General features: G+C 56.3%; 3 protein-coding genes. 2 read left to right on the forward strand and 1 reads right to left on the reverse strand.

The annotated features are described in order from the left end of the window. Positions 1–108 precede the first annotated feature (108 nt). Entirely contained in the window at positions 109–1,326 is a 1,218-nt protein-coding gene (locus tag EOA33_RS29180; protein ID WP_245482467.1) for a DUF6035 family protein, read from the forward strand. A gap of 341 nt (positions 1,327–1,667) precedes the next feature. After that, positions 1,668–2,375: a hypothetical protein gene (locus EOA33_RS29185; protein ID WP_127407224.1), complete on the forward strand. Its 708-nt coding sequence runs from the start codon at positions 1,668–1,670 to the stop codon at positions 2,373–2,375. Between the two features lie 162 nt (positions 2,376–2,537). On the opposite strand, the gene EOA33_RS29190 is transcribed toward EOA33_RS29185, so the two are convergent. Next, a complete protein-coding gene (locus EOA33_RS29190; protein ID WP_127407225.1) occupies positions 2,538–3,116 on the reverse strand; it encodes a hypothetical protein in 579 nt (192 codons plus the stop codon). Between the last annotated feature and the right edge of the window lie 139 nt (positions 3,117–3,255).

Consider the following 3,255-nt stretch of genomic DNA (forward strand, 5'->3'; position numbering starts at 1 on the left):
GAAACCCGCCGATCCTGAGAGCGAGTACGAGCTTTTGGTATGAACGCTCCCGGGAAACTTGCCGAGCGCTATCGGCGGACGCTGAAGCGAGCCGTGGACCTTCGCAGCATGCAGACGATCAGCTCCGATGAGTTGGTAGCCGCAGGGCCTGACCGCTATCACGAAATCCGCAGGACCGCGACGCGCGCGCGCAACGAGAAGACCGATGTCTTCGTCTGCGAGAATTGCGGGTATGCGGTCTACGCTCCGCGCGAGCCGAGGACACGCCTGCCCTATTGGCGGCACAGGAAAGGCGCGCCTACGGATTGCCCATGGTGGACGGGCGATCCCTCCTCCATTGATGAGGTCAATGCCAGCCAGTTTCAAGGAGCACAGGAAAGCCCGCTCCATCTGAAAATCAAGAACACGATCGCGGAATTGTTAAATGCGGATCCGTTGACGGAACCGGGGTCTGTTGTGACCGACGAATATCTCGTCACGGCAGAAGGACGCCGCCGTCCCGACGTTCGCGCGGTATATGCAGAAAAGCCGATCGCCGTTGAAGTGCAGCTTGCGACGACGCAGATACCGATCATCGATGCGCGCGAGAGCTTTTACGAACGCGAAGGCCGGCACTTGATCTGGCTGACATGGAATTTCGTGCCGGTGGATCGGTCTCGCATGCTCACGGCCTTTGAAGATATCTTTTATTCCCACAACAAGAACCTCTTCTCGTTCGACGAAGAGGTTTTGGCCGTTTCAAAGGCTGATGGCAGCGCTCGCGTACGGGCCTTCTGGGAAGGCGAGAACGGATGGGAGTCGAAGGTCGTGCGCCTTACCGACTTGACGTGGCCGGAAACGGGCCTGCCGTTTGCCGTCGCGCCTCGTCCGCCCTGGCACGAAGATTTCCGGGCGCGTTGGCTCGATGCGACGTCGGAGAACGGCACGCGCTACCCAGACCGTATTCACCTGCTCGATGAGCTGGCCAGCAAACTGAACATGGAGGCCGTTGATGGTGCAGCGTTGAGCGAGGCGGACTTCGAATCTCTCCTCAACTGCATGCTCTCCTTCGTCTTGAAACGGTCCGTCGGTTCGAGACAGCGCAACCTGGCAGAGGTGATCAACACGTTCCTGGCAGGCTCGCGGCGGCACGGTTTTGCAAGGCTCATGCGAAAAGTGGTTGTCTCAACAGGCTCGGGAGAATTACTCGATAGAGCGAGCGTGCAGGGGAAGTTTGCAATTGCAGAGCAGGAGCCGCAGGACGGGCCAGAAACGGTCACGGGCCGCATTGCCTTGATGCTATTTCCCGAGCTTTTTCTGAAAACCCCCGTGACCCTGAAGAAATAGCGTAGCCGGTGCGATGGAAGCAAGGAGATCCGGGATCTTCACGCGCAGTGGTGATGCGGCGAGAGGGATATGTTGCCCCAAATGCCTGCCTCGGGTCCTTGAACAATGGCGCTCACGAGTCGTGGCACACGCGGCGGCAGCCGTTGTAAGTTTCGGTAATGACTTGACGTTTCTTGTGTCTGAGGGCAATTTGGTGATGGCCTTCCGCACAGGCCAGTGTGCCCACCATGCAAAGCCTCGCAGTGCGATGTCGCTGAGATCAAACCTACCATTCCCTCCTTGGGACGGGTCTATCAGCAGTGGGCACATGTTGGATCCGTTACCACGATTAGGAATGGATCATGAGCAATAGCGATCAACTGAAAGAACTGAAAACGGCTGCGCGAAACATTGCCCGTGCCAGGCGAATAAAACATATAGGCGCGTTGGAAGTGATTGCACAGGCATTGGGCCATTCGCATTGGAACGCCCTGACCAATGCAGAAAAGAATGGATGGCGTCCGTCCGCGGAGGATCTAGCTACCGCTGAAGCATTGGTATTTGCTGAAAACCCATTGATCTCGATTGGCACAGATCCTTGGCGCGCAATCGGCCATGACAAATTCGAGGGCGAACTTCTGGGGCATAGCTATCGCGTGAGCACGCAGTCGGACGATGTTCGCATGTGGGGACGAGGTTGGGAGGTGACCTTACCCGAGGCCCCCTTAGCTCCTGCTCGTTTTCGAGTAACAGATCGCAGGCTCAAAGCGAATCCGATTGACGACACAAACTTCCGAGATGCCCTGCTCGAAATAGCTTCGGGTTGGCGCAAGCTGGTTCACGCGCGAATCGCCTCGGACTGGCCGCGGCGCTCAACCGTGCCAGACAGCGCCGGCCGCGCCGAGCACCCCCTAAGTCATGAGGTAGGCGACATCTGGTTTTGCTTGCATTGCGACCAGTCTTCTACCGGGGTTGAGGTTGCCGCGAACCTTTTTCACTGCCCGCGCTGCTTGGCATCGCCCCTTGATATTCACGCATCTCGTTGGTGGCAAGCTGACCTGGCGAAGTAGGCGCCGGGGCTAAAAACTATCTAGCATTTCCCAGCTCTTGCTGTGCCATGACATGGCGCAGCAAGAGCCGTAGCATAGGCCTCAATCGGTTATCGAACGCACAATCAGGCGTCGCCCTGTAAGAAGGTTCGCGGATGGAGGTTTGGCCTTATCGGTGACCAATCAGGATTCGATCAACACAACAATTTTCTCATAGGTCAAACCGTTCGGCTCGCCGTCAAGGTAGGAGCGGATCAACTCAGTTTGCGTGCTCCGGGCAGTCATGAGCGAGTGCTCTTCCATCTTATGATCAACGAGCGCTTGCTGGCCATTCATACGCATTTTCTGCAGTTGCAACAGGCCGGCCGTCGTCATCTCACGATGGTAGAAATACTTGTGTCCACCCTTCACCACCCGATCGAGGATTATGAGTTCCCCTGCGGGCGAGACATCTGGACGTGCTGTCACGGCAAGGCTAACATCCGTCTTCTTACCTTCATACTCCAGCCAGGCGTGGGAAATCATTATGTCGTCGGTTCCGTCATTGACGTAACCCACGATCGGAACCGTGATAATTCCATGCCTGTCTTTTAAAAATTCGTGTAGAAAAAATACTGAGTGATAGCACATGCCTGTGACATGCCTCGGCTTGATAAATTTGTCGAACAAAGCTTGAGCAGCGTCGTTAACGATTTTCGCTTCATCAGAAAGACCATCCCGCCATTTTGCAATCGCGGCTGCCTTTTGCTTTGCTTCACCCATGTTCGTCCCATCCTCTCACCCAGACTGGTATTGCAGCTACTGCCGACAGCCTCGATCAATGTCAATTCCAAGGTTCCAAGCGGATACGCACCGGCGTGATGCCGGCCTACCTGGCAAGAGTGGTTGGGCGCTACCCGAG

Source organism: Mesorhizobium sp. M4A.F.Ca.ET.050.02.1.1 (genome assembly GCF_003997725.1).
In the GTDB taxonomy this organism is placed as follows: Bacteria; Pseudomonadota; Alphaproteobacteria; order Rhizobiales; family Rhizobiaceae; genus Mesorhizobium.

What these genes read in the sequence shown, in the direction of transcription:
- EOA33_RS29180 (WP_245482467.1), top strand. Translation starts at nt 109, where the DNA reads ATGCAGACGATCAGCTCCGATGAGTTGGTAGCCGCAGGGCCTGACCGC.
- EOA33_RS29185 (WP_127407224.1), top strand. Translation starts at nt 1,668, where the DNA reads ATGAGCAATAGCGATCAACTGAAAGAACTGAAAACGGCTGCGCGAAAC.
- EOA33_RS29190 (WP_127407225.1), bottom strand. Translation starts at nt 3,116, where the DNA reads ATGGGTGAAGCAAAGCAAAAGGCAGCCGCGATTGCAAAATGGCGGGAT.